Source organism: Aristaeella lactis, from assembly GCF_018118585.1.
Classification (GTDB): Bacteria; Bacillota; Clostridia; order Christensenellales; family Aristaeellaceae; genus Aristaeella; species Aristaeella lactis.
In genome coordinates this window covers 2,017,136-2,039,283 of the sequence record NZ_CP069421.1, presented here as the reverse complement: position 1 = coordinate 2,039,283, position 22,148 = coordinate 2,017,136, and the positions used below count along the sequence as shown (strand labels likewise).

Annotated in this window: 21 protein-coding genes; 11 read left to right on the top strand and 10 right to left on the bottom strand. The window is 55.4% G+C overall.

Going from position 1 to position 22,148, the window contains the following annotated elements; translation table 11 throughout:
• The first annotated feature begins 29 nt into the window (after positions 1–29).
• The 5 genes from JYE50_RS09505 to JYE50_RS09485 all read left to right on the top strand — a co-directional run bounded on the left by JYE50_RS09505 (position 30) and on the right by JYE50_RS09485 (position 5,070).
• Positions 30–1,391, top strand: a complete 1,362-nt coding sequence (locus JYE50_RS09505; protein WP_143763575.1) for an HlyD family secretion protein — start codon at positions 30–32, stop codon at positions 1,389–1,391.
• 13 nt (positions 1,392–1,404) lie between these two features.
• Positions 1,405–2,625 (top strand): ABC transporter permease, encoded by a 1,221-nt coding sequence (locus tag JYE50_RS09500; RefSeq protein WP_179138272.1) that lies wholly within the window; start codon positions 1,405–1,407, stop codon positions 2,623–2,625.
• A gap of 193 nt (positions 2,626–2,818) precedes the next feature.
• Complete coding sequence (locus JYE50_RS09495) at positions 2,819–3,343, top strand: RNA polymerase sigma factor (protein WP_179138271.1); 525 nt, start codon at positions 2,819–2,821, stop codon at positions 3,341–3,343.
• Positions 3,336–4,043 (top strand): hypothetical protein, encoded by a 708-nt coding sequence (locus tag JYE50_RS09490; RefSeq protein ID WP_084095299.1) that lies wholly within the window; start codon positions 3,336–3,338, stop codon positions 4,041–4,043. Before JYE50_RS09495 ends, JYE50_RS09490 begins: the two co-directional genes overlap by 8 nt.
• A gap of 172 nt (positions 4,044–4,215) precedes the next feature.
• Positions 4,216–5,070 carry a YdcF family protein gene (locus tag JYE50_RS09485; protein WP_179138270.1) on the top strand — a complete coding sequence of 285 codons (855 nt, stop codon included), beginning with the start codon at positions 4,216–4,218 and terminating at the stop codon, positions 5,068–5,070.
• A 39-nt stretch (positions 5,071–5,109) separates the two neighbouring features.
• Here JYE50_RS09485 and JYE50_RS09480 read toward each other — a convergent pair whose 3' ends face one another.
• Together JYE50_RS09480 and JYE50_RS09475 are read right to left on the bottom strand one after the other, a co-directional pair.
• Entirely contained in the window at positions 5,110–6,132 is a 1,023-nt protein-coding gene (locus tag JYE50_RS09480) for an SDR family oxidoreductase (protein WP_084095297.1), read from the bottom strand.
• Positions 6,133–6,269: 137 nt separating this feature from the next.
• On the bottom strand, positions 6,270–8,312 hold the full coding sequence (locus JYE50_RS09475) for a glycoside hydrolase family 31 protein (protein WP_084095296.1): 2,043 nt from the start codon (positions 8,310–8,312) through the stop codon (positions 6,270–6,272).
• A 216-nt stretch (positions 8,313–8,528) separates the two neighbouring features.
• Between JYE50_RS09475 and JYE50_RS09470 the strand changes: the two genes are divergently transcribed.
• The gene (locus JYE50_RS09470; RefSeq protein WP_143763574.1) at positions 8,529–10,121 is read left to right on the top strand and encodes a MutS-related protein; all 1,593 of its coding nucleotides are present in this window, start codon (positions 8,529–8,531) and stop codon (positions 10,119–10,121) included.
• 211 nt (positions 10,122–10,332) lie between these two features.
• Here the strand turns inward: JYE50_RS09470 and JYE50_RS09465 are convergent, their stop codons facing one another.
• From JYE50_RS09465 to JYE50_RS09455, 3 genes are all read right to left on the bottom strand, one after another.
• Positions 10,333–10,785: a hypothetical protein gene (locus JYE50_RS09465; protein WP_084095294.1), complete on the bottom strand. Its 453-nt coding sequence runs from the start codon at positions 10,783–10,785 to the stop codon at positions 10,333–10,335.
• Positions 10,786–10,936: 151 nt separating this feature from the next.
• Positions 10,937–11,941, bottom strand: coding sequence for a flotillin-like protein FloA (floA, locus tag JYE50_RS09460; protein ID WP_084095293.1), 1,005 nt, complete (start codon positions 11,939–11,941; stop codon positions 10,937–10,939).
• Between the two features lie 43 nt (positions 11,942–11,984).
• Positions 11,985–12,470: an NfeD family protein gene (locus tag JYE50_RS09455; protein WP_084095292.1), complete on the bottom strand. Its 486-nt coding sequence runs from the start codon at positions 12,468–12,470 to the stop codon at positions 11,985–11,987.
• 333 nt (positions 12,471–12,803) lie between these two features.
• Between JYE50_RS09455 and JYE50_RS09450 the strand changes: the two genes are divergently transcribed.
• Positions 12,804–14,093, top strand: coding sequence for a hemolysin family protein (locus JYE50_RS09450; RefSeq protein WP_084095291.1), 1,290 nt, complete (start codon positions 12,804–12,806; stop codon positions 14,091–14,093).
• Between the two features lie 147 nt (positions 14,094–14,240).
• On the opposite strand, the gene JYE50_RS09445 is transcribed toward JYE50_RS09450, so the two are convergent.
• A complete protein-coding gene (locus JYE50_RS09445) occupies positions 14,241–14,831 on the bottom strand; it encodes a MarR family winged helix-turn-helix transcriptional regulator (protein WP_179138269.1) in 591 nt (196 codons plus the stop codon).
• A gap of 213 nt (positions 14,832–15,044) precedes the next feature.
• On the opposite strand from JYE50_RS09445, the gene JYE50_RS09440 reads away from it, so the two are divergent.
• Positions 15,045–16,199 carry a GGDEF domain-containing protein gene (locus tag JYE50_RS09440; RefSeq protein ID WP_084095289.1) on the top strand — a complete coding sequence of 385 codons (1,155 nt, stop codon included), beginning with the start codon at positions 15,045–15,047 and terminating at the stop codon, positions 16,197–16,199.
• A gap of 30 nt (positions 16,200–16,229) precedes the next feature.
• Here JYE50_RS09440 and JYE50_RS09435 read toward each other — a convergent pair whose 3' ends face one another.
• The 4 genes from JYE50_RS09435 to JYE50_RS09420 are packed head-to-tail and all read right to left on the bottom strand — an operon-like array spanning position 16,230 to position 18,100.
• Positions 16,230–16,916: an SGNH/GDSL hydrolase family protein gene (locus JYE50_RS09435; RefSeq protein ID WP_084095288.1), complete on the bottom strand. Its 687-nt coding sequence runs from the start codon at positions 16,914–16,916 to the stop codon at positions 16,230–16,232.
• A 19-nt stretch (positions 16,917–16,935) separates the two neighbouring features.
• On the bottom strand, positions 16,936–17,298 hold the full coding sequence (locus JYE50_RS09430) for a hypothetical protein (protein WP_084095287.1): 363 nt from the start codon (positions 17,296–17,298) through the stop codon (positions 16,936–16,938).
• A gap of 6 nt (positions 17,299–17,304) precedes the next feature.
• On the bottom strand, positions 17,305–17,664 hold the full coding sequence (locus JYE50_RS09425; protein ID WP_084095286.1) for a metal-dependent transcriptional regulator: 360 nt from the start codon (positions 17,662–17,664) through the stop codon (positions 17,305–17,307).
• 49 nt (positions 17,665–17,713) lie between these two features.
• The gene (locus tag JYE50_RS09420; protein WP_084095285.1) at positions 17,714–18,100 is read right to left on the bottom strand and encodes a helix-turn-helix domain-containing protein; all 387 of its coding nucleotides are present in this window, start codon (positions 18,098–18,100) and stop codon (positions 17,714–17,716) included.
• 207 nt (positions 18,101–18,307) lie between these two features.
• Here JYE50_RS09420 and JYE50_RS09415 point away from each other — a divergent pair, with 207 nt between their 5' ends.
• The 3 genes from JYE50_RS09415 (at position 18,308) to JYE50_RS15565 (ending at position 22,084) form a co-directional block, all read left to right on the top strand.
• Positions 18,308–20,056, top strand: a complete 1,749-nt coding sequence (locus tag JYE50_RS09415; protein ID WP_084095284.1) for an FTR1 family iron permease — start codon at positions 18,308–18,310, stop codon at positions 20,054–20,056.
• Between the two features lie 95 nt (positions 20,057–20,151).
• Entirely contained in the window at positions 20,152–20,706 is a 555-nt protein-coding gene (locus tag JYE50_RS09410) for an iron transporter (protein WP_084095283.1), read from the top strand.
• Positions 20,707–21,466: 760 nt separating this feature from the next.
• On the top strand, positions 21,467–22,084 hold the full coding sequence (locus tag JYE50_RS15565) for a Fe-S-containing protein (protein WP_436197984.1): 618 nt from the start codon (positions 21,467–21,469) through the stop codon (positions 22,082–22,084).
• Positions 22,085–22,148 lie beyond the last annotated feature (64 nt).

Below are 22,148 nucleotides of genomic sequence, written 5' to 3'. Positions count from 1 at the left end.
TAGCCTGAGAGGCAGAAAGGTCTGGTTTTATGCGACTCAAGAAAATAGCTTTACGGGGTATGATCATCCTGGCGGCGATCATTGCGCTGTGTATCCTGTTTGCCGGTACGCTCCGGTCCCTGACCACCCCCAAGGTGGATTTTGCGGAGGTTAAAAACGGCAAACTGGAGAACAGTGTTGAAATGACGGGCAGCGTGGTCTTCCCGGAAAAGGAAGACTTCACTATTGCTGTTCCCGATGAAATGAGCGTGACGGTGGAAAAGATCCTTGTTTCCACCGGCGAACATGTCTCTGCGGGTGACGCGCTGATGAAAGCCAAGGTAACGGATTATGAGAAAAAACTGGCGGAACAGAAGGAAAAATATGACAAAGCCCGTGATGAGCTGGACGCGTGGGAGCGGAAGAACGGCGATATCCGCCTGACGAACAATGAAAAACAGTGGATGGCGGCCTATGAAAAGGAACGGGACGCGACAACCAGGGAGCAAAACCTCCGGATCTCCCTGATGGCCAAATTTAACCTGACGGATGCCGCTGACCTGACGGATGAACTGATCGAGGGCATCAAAGACGGAAAGATCATCGAAAACTATACCGAATGGAAGACAGTCCAGGAGGAGATGACCGCGGCCAAAAAGGAACTGAAAAGCCTGGAACGCTATGCCGTGGCGGACGATGTGTGGGCTACTCTGCAGACCAAGAGGGACAAGCAGAAGGAAATGGCGGACGCGGAAGCAAAGATGATGGAGATCCGGAAGCTGCAGAACAGCGTGGAAACCATCACAGCACCGCATGAAGGCTATGTGGTCGCCATCAAAGCTTCCAAGGAAGTCCCGCTCGTTGGCGACAAAGCGGAAGTGATCCAGATCACGCCGGAAGGCAAGGGACCTGTGCTGCGCGTTATGCTGAAGGATAAAAACAATCAGCCGGTGAATGTGCAGAAAGGCGCGGCGCTGACCATCCCGGTGAGCAACTGGATGAAGGTGGACGCGAAGGTAACTGCCCTGGGCGTGGACAAGAACGGGGACAAGTACGCTGACGCGGCGCTCACCGATAAGATCCTGGGAGAATTCGGCAATGTCAGCGGCATGATCAAAAAGGGCGATATCAAAGTCAAAATGACTACGCGGGCCAAGGATACCACCCAGCTGATTGAAGCCGGCGCGGTGCGTACGAACGGCAGCACCCGGTATGTTTTTCTCGGAATCACAGAGGAGGCTCCCCTGGGAGGAACACGTATCGTAGTCCAGGAATTTGAACTGAAAGACGTGCTCGGGGAATCTGAAAAATATGTTTCAGTGGCGGAAGGCACCATTGAATCCGGCAAAAAGGTGCTGTTTCATGAAGACCGGATCATTAAAGATAAAGATACCGTTATGAAATATGAATGAGGAGCTGGCAGGAATGAAGCGAAGATTTCATCTTTCCTTTTTACTGCTGGCAGGGATCCTGATGCTGGGAGCCGGCCTGATCGGGCTGACCACAGTACCGGACCTGATGCAGTACGCGTTCATCCCGCAGGCTGAAACAGACGCGCTTACACCGGCACCATATCAGGCGGAAACAGAGGCATTGGCGCCGGATCCGTCCGGGGAGGATACAGAGCCTGTTTTGCAGCAGCCGCCGGAAATAGAGACCGTCATGCTGGACAAGTATGATAAAGCGCTGGAAGGGATGGGGAGCACCTTTCCCGGACTGACGCTGCACGGGATCAGGAATAACACAGGCCTCGACGTGATTGGCCAGTCTCAAAGCGTATGCCTGTACGCGATAGGGCCGTCCTGGAACGAGGTTTACACACCCCGGATCGTCAACGGACGGGAACTGGTCCGGCTGGATGTGCAAAAACAGAACGACGTGATCATCCTGGATGAAAAGACGGCTTTCAAATTCTTCCAGGCGGAGGATCCGATCGGCAGGACGGTTACCCTGAACGGAACAGAGATGGAAGTGGCGGGAGTTGCCGCCCACAGCCGGAGGATCGGCGAGACAATGGAAAACGCCGCCTGGGTTCCGCTGGACAAGGTGACGGACTGCGAACTGATGGTGCTGTCTGCCGCGTCGCCTTCTGTGTCCTTATTCTCTGTATTCCAGAAGCAGGCAGAGGAGTATTTCGGCTCCAACGGAACGGCCATCAGCCTGAAAAAGGAAAAGATCAGGGCACTGATGCCCCTGCTGCTGGTGTTCCTTGTTGTGGCCATCTGGCTGCTGAAACGCTGGATCAGCTGGCTGGGCGGATATGGACGGGCAAGGATGGCGGAGGTCCGGGCGGAGAGCAGAAGACGCTATGCCCTGCACCTGATTCCCTACCTGGCGGGGAAACTGCTTCCTGTGGCGCTGATGATCATCGCGACAGTGGCGGCCTGCTACGGCGTGGCTGTGCTGGCAGTGAAACCCCTGTGGACATTCCCGGAATGGGTACCTGAGACGCTGGGAGAATATCCTTCCTGGATCAGCAAGTTCTGGGACCTGACAAGCGCGGCAGCAAAGACAATAACCATCAAGACCACGGAACTGGCTGAGGTACAGTTCTGGAGCAGCCTGATCCTGTGGGGAACGATCCTGATCCTGCTGCGGGCGGCGAAGAACACCCTGGCCGGATTCAGCCGGAAGAAAGAAGACTGATCCGGAACTGCTCAGAATGCAGAATTCAGAATTCAGAATTCAGAATTGCGGTTAACACAGCTTCCGGAAACGGAAGCTGTGTTCTTATATAAACGCTCATAATACGATACGCGCTGAAAAAATAAAAAAATATAAATTATCCTATATTTTTCCTTTTAGGAGAGTCTATACAGGTACAGGAGGTGAACGGCACTTGAGCGGGAAAACAACCCGGGAAACTGTAACGCAGCCGGTTCCTGATTTTGACAGGCTGCTGGAACAGTACCAGACGGCGGTCCTGCGTGTGTGCTATCTGTACCTGTGTGACCGGTCACAGGCAGAGGACGCGGTGCAGGAGACGTTCCTTAAGGTGTACAGGAACCTGGACAGCTTCAGGGGCGAAAGCAGCGAGAAAACCTGGATCATGAAGATTGCCATGCGGGTGTGCTATGACATGAATCATTCAGGCTGGTACCGGCTGATCAACCGCCATGTTACACCGGAGATGCTTCCGGAAGCCTCCGTGCCGTTTGAGGAAAAAGACGATGCGCTGACCCATGCCGTGATCCGGCTGCCGATCCGGCTGCGGGAAGTGATCCTCCTGTATTACTACCAGGGACTGAAGGTCAACGAAGTCGCGGAAGCACTCGGGATTTCCCAGCCGTCCGTTTCACAAAGACTGAAACGGGGACGGGAAAAGCTGAAGGACGCGCTGGAAGGGAGGGAGCTTGATGAGTGAGAAGATGAGCAGGAAAGAGTTCTCCGAATCGCTGGACAGGCGCCTTTCCGGACTGCAGGGTGATCCGTGGCTGAGGACAAAGGTCCTTGCGAAAACGGAAGGAGAAAAACCTGTGAAAAAACTGTCTGCTGCTACGATTGCGGTTATTGTGCTCCTTATTCTGGCGATGGCCGGGGCAGTGGCTGCGGCGAACTGGACAGTGATCAGCCGGATTTTCGGCACAGGCTGGTATTACAATGAAGAAGCGATCACAGCTCCGCTGAAAACAGAATGCGATTCGCAGATGATGCGGATTGAAGCTGCGGAAGCCTATTGGGCGGAGGATGGAGTATCCGTTGTGTTTAAAGTGGAGTGCACGGATCCCAACTGCCTGCCGTATTATGAAGAGGGAGAACATCCGGAGCAGATCGAATTCAACGGAAAGAGCATCACGCAGGATGAACTGCGGGGAGAAAAGGAACTGATCGCCTGTGATATCTGGAAGCCTGAAGGGGATTGCTGGACCTGGTATGAATACAATGATGAAGGATTATTCATCATCGTGACAGCAATGAAATATGACACAGAAAGGATACAGACGGGAGGTACGATGAACTTCGAGTGCTATTGTTCCAACCTGCAGACGGATGAGACAGAGGACTGTATATTCACAGTAACGCTGCCGCCCATGACCATGCAGGAAGGATATTTCAGCAAATAAACATATCCTGCGGTCACAGAGGACTGTATAACGGGAGGGAAACGAAAGTTTTCCTCCCATTTTTTGGGATACTTGTTTTTTTTGTATACAATCGTATATAATAACGCTGTAAGAAAAGATCCTGAACAGAGAATTGAAAAGCAACGGAAGAGGGCGATTTCGGATGATAAGCGTGAAGAAGATCATTGCACTTGTCCTGGCTCTTGTACTGCTTTGCGCGGCAGCGGCCGCAGATACCTGGCAGGCAGCGGAGGAAAACCTTCCGCGGTTCAGGACACTGGCGGAGCTGCTGAAGGAAGCCGGCAGGGAAAAAACCGCCGAAAACCAGGCGGAGATAGAAGCCCTGCTGGAAGAAATACAGGTGGCAAATCCGGAGGACTATGCTGTGGGACGCGCTGTGACGGACCACTGGTTTAAAAGCGCACTGAACAGCAATTACCGGAGGTTTGCCTACCGGGGAGAGGAAAAAGCCTATCCGCTGGAACGGAGCGGCCTGGACTTCGGGGGAAAGCACGCCTTTGTGGTGCTGGGATTCCAGCTGGAGAACGGGGAGATGCAGCCGGAGCTGACCGGCCGGTGCGACGCGGCGGCGGCAGCGGCAAAGTCCTTCCCGGATTCGATCCTGATCTGCACCGGCGGGGCCACAGGAGAAAACAACCCGGAAAACCATACGGAAGCCGGGGAGATGAAGAAATACCTTTCGGAAAAGAAGGGGATTGAGGCCTCCCGGATCTTTACGGACGCGGAGGCCATGACCACGGCGGAAAACGCGGTCAACGTTTTCCGGATCCTGAAGGAGCAGGGGGTCGAAGCCATAACCATTGTGACATCCGATTATCACCAGCTGTGGGCGCAGGTGCTGTTCAACGGGATCGCAGCGGTATGGAAAGCCCATACCGGCTATGAAGTACGAATTGTCGGCAACTACAACTGGCGGACGGAAACAAAACAATCCCGCGAAATCACGGGGCGCGGACTGGGACAGCTGATGTCCCTGCTGGAGAACGGGATCACGATCGATCCGTAATGAAAACGGGAGGCAGTTCACTGAACCGCCTCCCGTTTTTTATACTTCCTTTTTGGCTTTTTCCAGGGCCGCGATCACCCGGTCGCACCAGGCATCAAATTCAGGATCTTCCTTCTGGCATTCCGGATGGGAAAGAATATAATCCAGCGCTTTCCTGACACCAACGTGGAAGGGTACGGCCGTCCTCATATCAGGTACGGCTCTTTTCAGTTTCCGGTTATCAAAGACGACTGAAACAGACTTGTCGCCGATGAGCCCGCCGGTGAAGTCATAGCCCATGGACTTTCCGGTTTCTGCCAGGAAGTCAGCTGAAACATGATAGGGGATCAGGGGCTTATTCAGCGCGTCCGCAATAGTCCGGTGGATCTGATCCCAGGTCAGGGTTTCGTCCCCAGTGATCTGGAACGCCTCGCCGATGGCGTGGCGGCTTCCCATAAGGCCGGTAAAGCCCCGGGCAAAGTCTGTGTTGAAGGTCAGGGTCCACAGGGAGGAGCCGTCTCCGGGAATGATGACGGGTTTGCCCTCCATGATCCGGCGGATTACCTGCCAGGAACCGTTGCTTCCATGGACGGCCACAGGGATGCTGCGCTCATCATAGGTGTGGCTGGGCCGGACAATGGTGACAGGGAAACCTTCCTCCCGGTGCTTTTTCATCAGGAATTCCTCACAGGCGATCTTGTTGCGGGAGTATTCCCAGTAAGGATTCGCCAGGGTGGTACCCTCGGTGATCACATAACCCGCGGCCGGCTTCAGGTAGGCGGAGGCGGAGCTGATGTAGATATACTGGCGGGTCTTATCCCGGAAGAGACGCCAGTCCCGTTCCACCTGGTCCGGGGTGAAGCCGATGAACTCACAGACGGTATCGAAGAAGTGATCCCGGAGCTTTTCCGCCACATCCTTTTCATCGCTGATATCCGCGGTGATGGTGTGCACGCCGGCGGGAACATCCGCGGCGCGCCGGCCCCGGTTCAGGAGCCAAACCTCCCAGTCTGTCTTTTCCGCCAGCCGCCGGACGATGGCCATGCTGATGGTGCCGGTTCCGCCGATGAAGAGAGCTTTCATATTCAGGGACCACCTTTCATGTTGATGAAGGAGGGAAATCGCCTGAAGGCGATTTTACTGAAAACTTAAAAATGAAAAATGAAAACTTAAAAATGGAGGATAAAATCGCATCCAGTGGGTGCGATTTTTCTGATTAATTAAACATTCACCTTGCGGGTCAGGGACTGATCCGGTACAAGTGCGATCCGGGTGAGGCCGGATTCCAGGTCAGGGGAGGATGTTTCGCCATCGTCCCGGTACAGCTCATAAGCTCCTTCCTGCTCAATGATGCCTAGTAGGGCAAAACGGGTATCGTCCAGCAGTTCGGAGGATTCTCCGCCGGGGCAGAGGGGCACCGCATGGTTCTTTTTCACAAAGAGCGGGAACTCACCCAGGGCCAGGTCGATCCAGTGATCCCCCTTTTCCAGCGGAACCAGGTCGTAATCCTTCGCGGAACGGAAGCGGATGAGGAGCATATCTTCGGGCAGGTATACATACCGGCCGGCAGCGTTCTGCTCACAGACGGGGGCGATCATGCAGTCCCCGCCCAGCATCAGCTGGTCCTGGGTATGGACGGCGCGCCGGTCTGCCGGATAATCAAAGGCCAGGGGGTGGAAATACATCTCATCCCGCAGGGCGGCCTTCATGAACTCACTGTAGAGATACGGAAGCAGGGCGTAACGCACGGATACGGTGTCCCGCATGGTTTCCCAGATACTGAAGCGGTAGATTTCCTGGTCCCGGGTATGGAGGGCAGAGTGATTGCGCATCAGGGGAGTGAAGACGCCCAGCTGCAGGAAGCGCTCCAGCAGATCTTCCGTGACATTGCAGCCGAAGCCGCCCAGGTCACAGCCGGTGAAAAGGAAACCGCAGAGGTTCAGGCCCGGGAGCATCTGCAGGGCCATCTTCAGGTGGCTCCACCAGGAGAAGTTGTCACCCTGCCAGATTCCGCCGTTGCGGTGGGCACCGACAAAGGAACTGCGGGAGAAGAGCAGCAGGCGCTTATCCGGGCTGAAGCGGCGGAAACCTTCCGCCGTGGCACGGGTCATGCCGGCACCGTAGAGGTTGTGTACCAGGTCATGACGGACGGGCTTTCCGTCCACCAGATGGTAAAACCGGCGGTAGTCATCCATGCTGTTGGCCATGCCGTTGAAAACATCCTTCAGCCACCAGGTGGATTCATAGTCCACCCCGCCGGAACGGATCCTGTCCGCGGCGGCAAAGGCATCAGCCAGCCCCTCATCGGAATAGAAGAGGGCAGGCTCGTTCATATCATTCCAGAAACCTTCGATACCGGCCTCCAGCAGGGGAAGGTACAGGTCCCCGAACCAGCGGCGGACATCCTCCCTCAGGAAATCCGGGAAACAGCAGCGGCCCGGCCAGACGGCGGCAACAAAATCGCTTCCGTCTTCTTTTTTGCAGAAGAAGTCCCCGGCTTTGCCGGTGTCATAGGGAGTATACCCCTCCTCCACTTTGATGCCCGCGTCGATGATGGGCACCAGGCGGATATGGTCTTCTTTCATCTCGCCCTGGAATTTTTTCAGGTCCGGGAAAGCATCCGGCTTCCAGGTGAAGTTTTTGAAATCCACCATATAGTCGATATCCAGGCAGATGCCGTCCAGCGGGATATGACGCTTCCGGTGCTCTTCGGCAACGGTGCGGATCTCCTGTTCACTGGCGTAGCCCCAGCGGCTCTGGATATAACCGAAGGCCCAGCGCGGCGGCATATAGCTGCGGCCGGTGAGCTTCCGGAAGGAACGGGCAATCCCGGGAAGAGTATCCTCTTCAATCAGGTAGACATCCACATTTCCGCTTGCGGAGGTAATGACTGCCTCACTGCGGTTTCCGTAACCAAGATCCCAGGTGATCCGGCCGGGATCATCCAGGTAGAGGCCCAGGAGCCGCTCCGGGCTGAAGAAGACCAGCAGGTTATGGCTGCCGTAAAGGCTGGGGCGCTCTTCAGTGTGATTGAAGACGTCGCTGTTCCAGCTTTCATAGCGGTGGCCCCGCTTATCCATGCCGCGGACGGCCTGTCCCAGGCCGAAGATCACTTCTTCCGGGTGCAGGGAAAGGGACAGGGTCAGGCTTCCGTCCTCTCCGGTGTGAGCGGAGAAATAAGGCAGGGGGCTTTTCTCCGCCGGGAGGGACTGAACAATGGCATCTGTAGGCAGGGGGGTACCGAAGGTGTACTTACGAATCATCCGTGATTCCTCACTTGTTGCTTTGGTGACGCTATTGTATCATGCGCGGGGCAGCGATACAAGCAGCAGCCTGAAACGGAATAGCCGCGCCTATTTTTCGGAATCCATCCTTTATTGTATCCCGGATACGGCGGTATTCTTATCCTGAGAAATCATTGCTGCTGCCGGAAGGAAATACGGCGGTGGACGGTATATCCGGCAGGAGAAGGAGGTTATATGCTTTTCAAAAAGAAAAGAATCAGACGACTGAAAGAAGCCTACGGCAAAAAACCGGATGGTGAATACTACGACGGGGACATGACCTGGATCCGGTCCTATTATGATGACTGCCGGAAGCAGGGACGGGATCCGTTCTATGTGGATGACACCACCTGGAACGACCTGAATATGGACGCGGTATACAAACGGATCAACGCCTGCCAGTCCACAGCAGGGGAGCAGTGCCTGTATTACATGCTGCGCCGGCCCATGGACAGGGAAACCTTCAGGAAACAGACGCAGCTGACGGAAATGATGGAACAGGATCCGGAAAAACGGCTGAAGCTGCAGCTGATCCTGTCCAGGATGGGGGTATACCGGCCGGTATACCTGGGGAATATCCTTACGCCCCAGAAAAGCGACCGCCTGTGGCTGGCACTCTACTGGGCGATGTTCCTGTTTTTGCCGGTTTCCATTATCTGCTTTATCGCTTTCGGAAATGCCTTTCTCTGGATGCCTCTGCTATCCATCAGCATAAACAGTTATGTACACCTGAGACGCGAGAAGAAGTGCGAGATGGGGATCCGGCTGGCGAACTACTGCGTTCTGCTGGTCAAAACCCTGGACCGGATGAAAAAGCTGAAAGATGACGGGATTGACCGGTACCTGGAGGAGGCCTATACGCAGATGAAACCGCTCCGGTTCATGCTGCGGGGCGGCGGAATCGTAACAGACCCGGGGCTGAAAAGCGACCTGGATTATATCCTGTCGATGCTGCTGCTGGATCTGATCTATTATGAGCGCATCCGGACGAAGCTGGCCAAATTTCATGAAAACTTCAAGGTGATCCATGAAGGTGTCGGAGGAATCGACGCAGCGATCTCCACTGCCTCCTGCAAGGCCAGCCTGGAAACAGCCTGTGTTCCCGAAATTGATTATGAGGCGGAAAAACCTTATCTCCACGCGGCAAAGGTGGTGCACCTGATGCTGACCGGGGCGGTGCCGAATGACGCGGTGCTGGATAAATCCTTGCTGATCACCGGATCCAACGCTTCCGGAAAATCCACCTATCTCCGGGCTGTTATCCTGTCCGCCCTGATGGCGGAGACAATCGGGATCTGCCCGTGTGAATCGTACCGGGGCAGTCCTTTCCGGATCTATACATCCATGGCCCTTTCGGATGACCTGCTGGCCGGGGAAAGCTACTTTATGGCGGAGATCAGATCCCTGAAGCGGATCCTGGATGACCGGGGCGAAAACGGCTTTGTGCTGTGCGCTGTGGACGAAGTGCTGCGCGGAACCAATACGGTGGAACGGGTTGCTGCTTCCGCACAGGTGCTGGAGGCCCTTGAGGAGCGGGGCACCCTCTGCCTGATCGCCACCCATGATGTGGAGCTGTGCGATATGGCGGGGGACGGATATGAGAAAGCGCATTTTGAGGAACGGATCTCCGATACGGATGTCGTGTTTGACTACCGGATCAAGCCGGGTCCGGCAACCACGCGGAACGCCATCCACCTGCTGAAACTGATGGGATTCGATGAAGAGATCGTCCAGGCTGCACACGCCCGGGCGGACAGGTATGTAGAGACCGGAAAATGGACCAACTAAGAAAGTGGTAAATGAAATATTCCAAAGTAACACAGTTGCTTTGGAATGTGAAATATCGACTTCGTCGATGTGAAATATTGAACAGCAGGCTGTTCAATGTGAAATGCGGCCTGCCGGCCGCGTGATATATACTTTAATGTTGTGTGCAAAATAATAAAGGTATGATAAAAGGGCTGTTCCGAAAGGAACAGCCCTGAGTTTTATGGTTGATTTACTTGCGTTTCAGGATCTCGCTCATCACAATGCCGCGGACGATCTCGTTGCCGGTCCAGTTGAGCTGCAGTCCGCCCTCCGCTGCTTCCGCCGCGGGAACCGCGTTTTCAGCCAGGGTGAGGGGAGCCAGCTGCTCATCGTGGCAGGGATCATATCCTTCACCGGTGACAGCGTTCATGCTGCCCGTGTAAACCGAATCATCATGTTCGGTAAACGTGATGGTGGGCTGCAGAACGGCCGGCCGGAGCGTGGATCCTTCACCGGAGGAAGTCCCGGAAGACTGCACTGCCGGTGCGGCTGCTTTCGCAGGCTGCCTTTCAGGCTGCCGGGCCTTTGGCGCGGAAGCTGTACGCGCGGCCTGCTGACCCTGGCTCGCCTTTTTGATCTTTGAAAGCGGCAGGCTGATGAGGAGCCAGAGGATCACAAGAATCAGAATAGGTGGGAAATCCATCGAAAGGAATCTCCTTTCTCAATTCAGAATTCAGAATTCTGAATCAGGGTTTACGGGCTTGCTTCGGGATCCCTGTTACGGATCATCAGATGAATCCACAGGGATCCCCGACGCTGCCCGGGAGGACATAAGGGAGAGCGTCTCCCTTGTGTCATTTTTTGCCGCGGGGCTGCTCACCGACAGTCTGCTGCGGGGTGCTGGCCTTGGCAATGGATTCACGCATTTCGGTATCGGCGATGGTGTTCTTCATCTGGTAGTAGTCCAGGACACCGATCTTGCCTTCACGCAGCGCGGTCGCCATGGCACGCGGTACTTCGGCTTCGGCTTCGACCACCTTCGCGCGCATCTCCTGCACGGAAGCCTTCATTTCCTGCTCGTGAGCGACAGCCATAGCACGGCGCTCTTCCGCCTTCGCCTGGGCGATACGACGGTCTGCCTCGGCCTGGTCCATCTGCAGCTGGGCGCCGACGTTACGGCCAACGTCCACATCCGCGATATCGATGGAGAGGATCTCGTAGGCGGTACCGGCATCCAGGCCCTTGTCCAGCACAGTACGGCTGATCAGGTCAGGATTCTCAAGTACCTGCTTGTGGGTTTCAGCGGAACCAACGGTGGTAACGATGCCTTCGCCGACACGGGCGATAACGGTTTCTTCACCGGCACCGCCGACCAGGCGTTCGATGTTGGTGCGCACGGTCACACGGGCTTTGGCCCGCAGTTCAATACCATCTTTCGCGATAGCGGCAACCACAGGAGTTTCAATGACTTTCGGGGTAACGCTCATCTGTACGGCCTGGAAAACATCACGGCCGGCCAGGTCGATTGCGCAGGCCTTTTCAAAGGCCATGTCGATGTTGGCGCGCTGTGCGGCGATCAGGGCGTTGATGACGCGATCCACATTACCGCCGGCCAGGTAGTGGGTTTCCAGCTGGCTGATGGTCAGGTTCAGACCGGCTTTATTGGCCTTGATCAGGGGGTAAACCAGGCGCTGGGGCTGGATGCGGCGGATCCGCATACCGATGAGCGCGCTGATCGGGATATGCACGCCGCTGGCCAGGGCCGAAATCCACAGGCCCATGGGAACGAAGTGCAGGAAAATGGCCAGTGCGATAAGCACTACAACCACGATGATCGGGATTAAAACAGCAGATTCCATAAAAGTTGATTCTCCTTCCGATTTCTCTTAATGAGGATTCAGGTTAGTCTTTTTTGCGGATGACGTAATGGTCGCCCTCTGTGCCGGTGACCAGGACGGGAGTGCCTTTTTTAATAAAGTCCCCGGTGCTGGCGGCGTTCAGGCGGGTTCCGCCGATCTCGATCTGGCCGGCGGGACGAAGCGCGGTAACCGCGGTGCCTTCCTTACCGATCCAGAGATCCTGTTTGCTGTCGGCAGCAGCTGTCTCTGTGTCTTTCAACACAAGATGGCTCCTGCTCAGGCGGCCGTTCATGGCGCTGCGATAGGAGAGGAAGATGGCCAGGCCGATCAGCAGAAGCACACCCACAAAGGCGAGCAGTGCCGCGGTGATGCCATGAGCCTGCCAGCAGCAGTAAAGGGCGCCAATCTCCAGAATAATGCCGCAGACGCCGGCCACCCCGAAACCCGGGATATAGGCTTCCGCGATGATGAGACCGGAGCCGATTACGAAACCAAGGATCATGATCAGATTCCACGCGAACGGATCCATTATCCGGATGCCTCCTTTCCTTGGATTTTTCTGAGATTATCGTAAGTCATAACAGACCGGAAAAACATGGCCAATAGTGAAAAATAACGGCGCTTATTTTATCGTTATTAACAAATCCTGCTCCGGTTCCGCAGTATCGCGCGCCGGACGGCGGTTTAGGTGATATATAGGTCACTGCTCAAACATCCTTTATGATACCATACTCACGAGGAACGCACAACCTCCGGTATTGTTGCAAATCAAGGGTTTACATGGTATAATCCCCTTGTTACGCATATGCGGAACAGGCATTTACAGACAAGAGTGTGTTTCTGAAAGGATTGAATCATTATCATGGGTCTATGGCTTGCCCTGATCCTGTGTATCCTGCTTTCGGCGTTCTTTTCCGCAACGGAAACGGCTTTTTCCGCCTGTAACCGGGTGAAACTGAAAACGGTAGACGGTCCCCGGAAGGAAAAGGCCCAGATCGCCCTTGGCCTCCTTGAAAAATATGACTCACTGATCACAACTGTACTGATCGGCAACAACCTGGTGAACATCGTGGGCACGGCTATCGCCACCCTGTTGTTCACCACGCGTATTTTACCGGGACAGGAAGACCTGGCCACCACCATCGCTTCTGTGATGATGACGGTGCTGGTTCTGTTCCTCGGCGAGGTGGGCCCCAAGACACTGGCCAAACAGCAGCCGGAAAAATATGCCATGTATGTCAGCCCGGTCATCCGCTTCCTGATGACAGTGCTTAAGCCCCTGGACTGGCTGTTTGCCCTGTGGCGGAAGCTGCTGGCAAAGCTGGTGAAGCCTGAACAGGAAGAGAGCCAGATTGAAGAAGAACTGATGACCATGATCGACGAGGCGCAGACCGAAGGCGATATCGAAGAGGAAGAGGGAGAACTGATCCGCTCCGCTATCGAGTTCAACGACCAGAACGCCGCGGACATCATGACGCCCCGGGTGGACGTTACTGCCCTGGAGGATACCGCCACGATCGAAACCGCCGCGGACGTGTTCCGTGACACCTGGTTCTCCCGGATCCCTGTGTATCACGAAGACCTGGACCATATTGTTGGTATCCTGCATGAGAAGGACTTCTACAAGCTGACGCATGAGGGATGCACGGATATCACAAAGATCATGAAGGAGCCGGTGTTCGCGCCGGCAACCCTGTCCATCAGCAACCTGCTGAAGCTGTTCCGTACCTCCCAGACCCACCTGGTGATCCTGCTGGATGAATACGGCGGCACGGACGGCATCGTGACGATGGAAGACGTGCTGGAGGAACTGGTCGGCGAGATCTACGACGAGCACGACGAGGTCAGCGAAGAAGTCGTTGAACAGGAAGACGGCACCCTGATCGTGGACGGCAATATGCAGCTGCAGGAGCTGCTGGAGAAGTTCGGGGTTGAGGATGACGAATATGACGCTGACACAGTGGGCGGCTGGGCCAGCGAAATGCTGGAAAAAGTGCCTGAGGTCGGCGACAGCTTCACCCTGGACCGGCACCAGTTCACCGTAACTGAGATGGACGGTTTCCGCGTGATCCGGATGCAGGTGACAGAACTGCCGGAAGAGACGGAGACTGCGGAGGCTGAGGAAACGGGCGAACCTGAAGCAGAAGAGTGATCGAATTAAGAATTCAGAATTCAGAATTAAATGTGACAGCGCTTTGGATATTCCAAAGCGCTGTTTTTTCATTTATTTGTGGAGCTGAAGGGGCTCACTTTGTATCATTATGAATTATGAATTGTGAATTATGCATTAATTGCCCCTTCAGCACTTAAACCTTCCTCCGGGCGGGAATGGTGGACGGCCGGGTTTGCGCGGCTTTTCATCATCCTGCCCGTCCGGGCCGGGATGCGGAAAACCGGGAACACGGGGCGGAAAATCCGGACCGGGAGGAGGCGGCGGCATACGCCGGTCTTCCGGCAGGTCCAGGGCAAGCCGTTCCATATGGGCGCTGAGCTTGTTGCACAGGAGGCAGAACTGCTCTTTTTCCTCTTCTGTCAGGCAGGCGGTTTTCTTCTGTGCGTCCAGATTACGGACGTTTTCCATTTCCGTAACGGCCTTCTGCCCTTTATCAGACAGGGAAATCCGCTGGACACGGCGGTCCGCTTCATCCACGGTGCGGGTGATCAGTCCGTCCGCCTCGGCACGGGAGAGCATTTCACTCAGGGAAGAGGGACGCAGGTCCAGGAACTCACACAGTTCACGGGAGGAAACGCCGGGATTCCGGGCGGCGCATTCCAGCAGGCGGCCGATGGCCGGGGGAAAAGGGAACTCATTGCGCTCCGGCGGGCAGCGGCGCATGGCGCGCGCCAGCTTCAGGGAGGCAAGGATCACATCGCTGTCACGATTCATCATTGTCATCGCTCCTTTCACAGCGGGAAACTTCAAAGTTCGGTACCGAATCAATTGCATTATAATTCGGTACCGAAACATTGTCAAGCTTTTTTGTGAAAAAAGCTGAACCCCTTGAGCAAAAAGGGGAAGAGGTGTTACAATAAAAAAAACCGGAAGAACACAAGAAACAACATCAGAGACCGCCCTGCTTTTCAACCTGGGAGGGAAGGACGTATGTCAACCATCATTCATGTGGAACTGGACGTGCTGTGTTTCGTGATCCTTGCGGTGATCGGATACCAGATCACAAGAAGCGTCAGCAAGCAGATGAACCGGGTGCTGTTCCGCACACTGATCTACGGTATCATGTTTTTCCTGGCACTGGATATCATCTGGGTGCTGACGGAAGGACGTATGTTCCCCGGCGCTGTGGCCTTCAACAAGGTGATCGACGCGCTGTATCTCGGTGTCGGTGTCATTCTGGGATGCGTCTGGTACCTGTATGTGCTGGAAACCCTTGGATACAGGATCACCCGGCAGATAACATCCCTTGTGATGCTTCCCGGCGCGATCTTCCTGGTACTGAGTATCATTTCCATATGGACAGGCTGGATCTTTACCGTGACCCCGGAAAACCACTATGTCCATGGCCCGTGGTTCACGGTGTACAACGCCGGGACGCTGTTCATTCTGTTCCTGCCGCTGGTTCATATCATCATCCGGCTGCTGAACAGGCGGGAGGGGACACCCCGGTGGATGGTGTGGAAGCTGCTGCTGTTCTATATCCCGCCGGTGGTCGGTACCCTGATCAGCATTCCCTATACAGGCCTGCCGGGAACATGGACCTGCGCGTCGGTTTCCATTGTGCTGATGTATATCGATGACCAGGAACGGGAAATCCTGCGGGACAGCCTGACGGGACTGAACAACCGGAAAACGCTGGACAGCGTATTCGAGGATTATACGAGGCAGGCCGGAGAAGGAAAGCAGCTGTATCTTTTCATGATGGACCTGGACAATTTCAAGGGGATCAATGACACACTCGGCCATTCTGTCGGTGACCGGGCGCTGGTGCAGACGGCCCAGCTGCTGACCGGCTCCCTGGCGGGGATGAAGGGCTATATCGCCCGCTTCGGCGGGGATGAGTTCCTGGTGATGAGCTTTTTCGGAAGCGAGGAGGAAGCGTCTGAATACAAGGAGAAGCTGACGGAAAGCTTCCGGGAATACAACGAAAAGGAAAAGCTGCCGTACCTGCTGAAAACCAGTATCGGATTCAGCCGCTGGCAGCCGGGGCAGAGCCTGGCGGAGCTGACGGAACTGGCGGACGGACAGCTGTATGAGGAAAAAGCAAAAACCAAAAAGAAGAGACGGAAAACGGGATCGCGCTGAGGCGATCCCGTTTCTTTTTGTTATGCCGGATCAGGGGTTATACGGAGCGTATCCGCTGATGAACTGGGCGATGATGTGGCCGATGACCGGGCCATAGGTGACGCTGGGATGGAGGCCGTCTCCGTTCATGGTTTTCTCCCGGGCATTGAGGAGGTTCATGCCGCCGCAGGAATACAGGTCCAGGCAGGGCGTACCGTATTCCTCCGCGATGGCCCGGATGGCCTTCACGTAATCGATCAGGTATTTTCCCAGCTTGTTGGGGCCGAGGCCTCCGGTTTCAATGGGCTTGGATTCATGGTCAAAGTTCCGCTGGAGCGGGGTGATGATCACAATCTGGACCGTGGGATAGGCGGTGTACAGCCCGTTCAGGATAGTCCGCAGGCCGTTTTCCATATCCTTTATCCTGCCGCTGTGACCGAAATCATTGGTTCCGGCGAACAGGGTGATCAGGTCCGGCGCGGTATCCGTGATCATTTCCGTATAGACGTTCGCCAGCTCAGCGTAGGAGTAACCGGAATGGTCATACTTCACAGACACGGTTCCGAGCTCCTCGTTGACGGTGTCGATATAGTATCCCAGGGAAGTGATGGAGTCCCCGAAGGCATACCAGGTTTTTCCCTGCCATACGGATTCCGCTGACGCGGAACAGGAACCGAACATGAGACAGGCGCATAAAAACAGCGCCGCAGCCAGGCAGAACGGCGTTTGACGTTTCATCGGGAGACCCCCTTTTATATTATGCTTTTTTGCGGCTGTATTTTTTCTTCATGGCGGACTGGTGACGCTTGCGGCAGTCCGGACAGTAGCTCGGATAATGGAGGGTGTCGCTGGGAAAGGTAAAGAACTTTCCGCAGGCTTTGCATGTGCGTCTGATGTCCCGGAGGGGCCCCTTGCGCTGGGCGGTCTCTTTTTCTTTTGCCATCTTCTGCTTGCAGTCCTTGCAGAAGGTGGGTACAAAGCCCCAGGCGGGATCCACGGTGAAGGTTTTGCCGCACTGCCTGCAGGCCTTCTTCAGCGGGGCAGGCGCCTCAGGCGCTTTGGACGCTTCCGGCTCCTCTTCGGGGCGGAGGAAGCCGCGGATTTTATCCAGCAGTTTCATGGCGGCTTACTTCAGCCTGTTCCGGATGGCGGCGAAGGACTCTTCTGAAATATCGTGTTCAATTTTACATGCGTCTTTCCTGGCAATGGCTTCATCCACGCCGAGGGAAACGAAAAACTTTGTCAGGGTCTGGTGGCGGTCATAGGTCCGCCGGGCAATGGGATAGCCCTTGTCGGTGAGGGAAATGAGACCGCCCTTTTCCATGGAGATATAGCCGTTTTCCCGCAGCTTCTTCATGGCAACGCTGACGGAAGGCTTGGTTACACCGAGAGATTCGGCAATATCCGTTGAACGGGCATAGCCCTTTTCCTCCAGCAGGACCAGGATCTGCTCCAGATAATCCTCTGCGGATTCATATATATTCATAACCTCTATCCTCCCGGTGATGTGTTGTTATTTCTTATTAAAGAATGTATCACATCAGGCCGGTTAAATCAATCAAATCTTTTGACTGGTCTGTTTCCGGCCTGCGCCAGTCACTGGGCGCGACGCCGGTCATCTTCTTGAACAGGTGGGAAAAATGAGCGGAGGAAACATAGCCTACGGATGCGCCGATTTCCGAAACGGACAGATCGGTCTCGTCCAGCAGGCGTTTCGCCTTTTCGCAACGGATGGCGTTGTGATACCAAAGCAGCGTGTGTCCGGTTTCCCGCTTGAAGACCCGGGCCAGGTAATTTCCATTTACAAAGAGCGCCGAAGCAATCCCGGAGAGGGAGAACTTCTGCTCGCTGTGCTCCCGGATAAAATATCCCGCCTGCTGCGCAAGGCGCTTTCCGGCGGTGGTTCTGGTTGATTCGGCCATGAAGGATGCCTCCCTTGTAAATTAATGCTTACATATATTAGCATAAACTAACAAACGAATCAAATCTTTTTTAACAGAAGTCATTATCGAAAAATATATCTGTAAAAGGTCAATTTCAGGCAAGCGAAAAAGATTAGATTATGCTAATATACTTTCGCTGATTAGGAAAGACTAACGGCAATAATACGAAAGAAAGAGGACGACAGCATGAGGAAAGCCCTTCGGCCCGTGTTGTGGCTGCTGCTGATATTGTCCCTGATGGCGCAGGTTCTTCCCGCCCTGGGCGAGGGAGGCAGCACCCGCTGGGCTGACGCGTCAGACGAAATTGACAAATACCTGGATACTGCTTTTGAAGACTATCTGGCAGGCGACGCGGGAACGGCGTACAACAACGTGAACGACGCCTACTTCCGGGTATACGAAACCACCGGTTTTGAACGCCAGACCATGAGCTACATCTCCGGCGTGCGCAAGAACGCGGTGGAAATGCAGTTCTCCGCCTGCAAGGCGGCGGTGAAAAAGGAAAACACGGATCAGGAAACGATCGTTTCCGTCCGCGGCGCCCTGCTCAAGCTGAAAGCCATGATCCGCGAGGACGGCAACAAGCTGGCTGCGCAGCAGGGCGGCGTGCAGAGCGAAAACAAGTTCTATAAGAACGGAGAACCGGTTTCCGCGGATCCCTATCCCGAGTATTCCCCCGACCCGAACGCCGCGGCAAAATACGCCAGCTGGTACGAAGCGGCGAGCCTGACCAAGGAACTGCTGGATACGGCCTACCTGGCTTACCTGGACAAGGACTTTGAAGCGGCGGATGACAACCTGAACACCGCCTACTACAGCGTATACGAAGAATCCGGACTGTCCCACAAAATCTACACGGAGCTGGGTGTCAAAGACCGCCGGGAGACGGAAAAGCAGTTCGCGGAACTGCGGACCCTGGTCAGCGCCGGAAACGAAAAGTATCAGAAGAACAAATACCGCACGACCAGCGACAAGACCAAGCAGGTGCTGCTGAAGAAAGCAAAGACGCTGGACGAAAAGGCGGCCGCGGAAAAAGGAACAACGGAAGCGGCGGCAGAAGAAGCTGCGACAGAAACAGCGGAAGAGGCGCAAAGCAGTCCGCAGTGGCTGACCTTCCTGGGTGCCTTCGGCATCATCGTCCGGGAAGGCCTGGAGGCGATCCTGGTTATCGCGGCAATCATTGCCTACCTTGTCAAGAGCGGTAACGGAAAGAGCCTGAAGAACGTGTACATCGGCGCCCTGGCCGGTATCCTGGCAAGCTTCGCTGCAGCGGCCGTGCTTTACTTTGTAAAGCAGGCGGTTGCGGGCGCCGGTATGGCACAGGAGCTGATTGAAGGCGTCACCGCCCTGATCGCTGTGTGCGTCCTGTTCTATGTTTCCAACTGGATGATCTCCAAGGCGGAAGCAGCAGCCTGGACTGGCTATATCGACAGCAAGGTGCGCTCCGGCGTAGAGAAACGCTCCGCCTTCACCCTGGCCTTTACCGCGTTCCTGTCCGTATTCCGGGAAGGCGCGGAAGTGGTGCTGTTCTACCAGCCGATGCTGCAGGAGGGCAACGCGGGTATGGTTTGGGCCGGCTTCGGCGCGGGCGTGGTAATCCTGGTGTTTGTCTACCTGGCCATTACCAAGCTGTCCATCAAGCTGCCGATCAAAGTGTTTTTCACCGCCACCAGCATTCTCATGGCTGTGATGTGCGTCAGCTTCCTGGGAAGCGGCATCAAGGAACTGGCGGAAGGCAACCTGTTTGACCTGACGCTCCGGGTGCCCGGCATTCCTGAAAACGATGTAATCCAGATCTTCGGCATCTATCCGTATCTGGAAACACTGGTGCCGCAGCTGATCCTGGCCATCATCCTGCTGGTAACCTTCATGATCGCCCATTACCGGGGCAGACTGGCAGCCCAGCGCAAGGAACTGACAGCTGCCCAGCAATAAGATTTTTCGCGCGGTGCCCCGCGCACCGCGCTGAAGAATACCAATCTGGATCATATTTCCAGACTCACCGATTCATTAAAGGAGGATCCCCCAAAATGAAAAAACTGCTTTCTCTGGTTCTGGCTGTTATGATGCTGTTCTCCCTGTCTGCCGTCGCGATGGCGGAAGAAGAAGCCGGTTTCGATGAATTCGAACTGGGCGTTGAAGGTGAACAGGAAGTTGGCTTCATGACCATGGCTATGGTTTACTTCCAGCCCGTTGATATGGCTCCCGTTGATCAGGCGACCGCCAAGGAAAACACGGACCTGCACATCGAAGTGGACCTGACCGCCAACGAGAACGGCTATGCCTTCCCGGTGGACCAGTGGGTGCCCTACCTGACCATTGACTTCGTGATCCGCGACACCGAAGGCAAGGAAGTAACCTCCGGTTCCATGATGCCCATGGCGGCTTCCGACGGCCCCCACTACGGCAACAACATCAAGCTGGCCGACGGCGAGTACAGCATCACCCTGTACATTAAGAGCCCGGCTGAAAACGGCTATCTGCTGCATGTTGACTCCGAGACCGGCGTCGATGCCAAGGACGGTTTCTGGACCGAGCCCCTGGAAGCGACCTGGACCGGCTGGAAGTTCGTCAAGCAGTGGTAATCAATCCCTGAACTGAAGACTTTGCGACAGCCGGCGCGGGATCCGCGGGGGATCCCACGCCGGCATATTCCATCTGGAGGGTATCACTTTGCTGTATTATCTCTGGAGTGTTATACAGGACCTGTTCTATACCGTCACAACCGTGACGCTGATGCACGCCTTCCTGGGACGGCTGTACGGCCGGACCGGACGCCGGGGACACGCAATCGGCCTGTGGGCAGGTATCATTGCCGGCATTGCTTTGGCTGTGGTCAAACAGACCACCAATAAAATTATCTCCAGTCACTGGAACCATTGGACCTATGCTTATCTGATGGTTTTCATAGTGGCATTTTTCATGTTATCCCTTTTCCATGGCCGGAAGGAAGGAAAGAAACCGGGCGCTGGCGGAATCTGCCTGACTGTTTGCGGAGCGGCGGTTTCCGCGGGAATGATCTTTTTCCGGCTGCCGACGGTGGCACTGTATCCCTTCAGCTTCAACACGATGGGAAACGGCTTCTTCTCGGCCTACTACATGGAGCGGCTGGGCGGCTGGGCCCTGGCGCTTCTGCTGCTGTTCGTCTATTCGCGTTTCCTGTACGGATGCGCTGTACATATCCGGAAGTCCGCTGTACCGCGGCAGATTCTCCGCACGGGAGTGCTTCTCTACGCGGTCTACTGCCTGGGGCGGTTCTTTGTGCCCTGGATCAGCCGGGCCAGGTGGCTGGGCTGGTCTGTGAAGTACACGGAGGCTGAGTACGGCTGGATCGGCTCCTTTACTATGTGGACGGCCACAAACGCCATGATCTTCATCTGGGCAGCTGCGTTCCTGGCCGCGTTGCTGGCGCTGCTGTTCCTGCTGGAGAACACCAGGGTGACGGAACCCTATGAGCACGCGGCACAGCTGCGCAAGCTCCGGGCGGGCAACCGGAGACGCCGCCGTCTGGCGATCGCCACGCTGGTGATGATCCTGCTGTTCGTGCTGACCCTGACCGCGGTGAAGGCCTATGACACCAAGGAAGTGGTACTGTCCGCGCCGGAAAGCTACACGGTGGACGGGGACCGTATCCTGATTCCCACGGAGGCTGTGAACGATGGTCACCTGCACCGGTTTGAATACACGACCGAGAAGAACGTGACCATCCGCTGGATTGTGGTGAAGAAGCCCAATGCCGCGACCTACGGCGTCGGCTTTGACGCCTGCGAGGTATGCGGAAACGCAGGCTATTACGAGCGGGGCAGCCAGGTGGTCTGCAAGCGCTGCGACGTGGTTATGAACATCAACACCATCGGCTTCAAGGGCGGCTGCAACCCGATTCCGCTGGCTTATGAGGTGGGAGACGGGAACCTGGTGTTCAAACTTGAGGATCTGCTTGCAGGGGAGAAGGAGTTCAGATAATTCCGGAACCGGAATTATCTGAACAATGCACAATGCACAATTAATGGTTGATTCCGGATTCATT